This is a genomic window from Chitinophaga sp. GbtcB8, from assembly GCF_019091455.1.
GTDB lineage: Bacteria > Bacteroidota > Bacteroidia > Chitinophagales > Chitinophagaceae > Chitinophaga.
This window is the reverse complement of record NZ_JAGXJN010000520.1, coordinates 1-230: the sequence shown is the minus strand read 5'-3', so window position 1 is coordinate 230 and position 230 is coordinate 1. Positions and strand designations below refer to the sequence as shown.

Genomic DNA, 230 nt, shown 5'->3' with positions numbered 1-230 from the left:
GCACAGCTCAAACTCCTGCACATTAATCCCCTCAAGCACGCTTAACAGGGAGGTTACAAAGAACGGTACAATGCCAAAAATAAGCAGGCTAATTTTCAGCTGGTGCCCGTTCTGCGTCCATAAGGTGAACAGGAATATAAAACCGGTCAGGGTGAGGAACCGGCATTTTACTACAACCCGCGCATTAGGATAAAAGACCGGGATCAAAGCCAGGAGGCTGTTCAGCAATG

General features: G+C 48.3%; 1 protein-coding gene. It reads right to left on the bottom strand.

Going from position 1 to position 230, the window contains the following annotated elements; translation table 11 throughout:
* A partial coding sequence (locus KVT36_RS32450; RefSeq protein ID WP_217607543.1) for a hypothetical protein occupies positions 1-230 on the bottom strand: 230 nt, incomplete at both ends.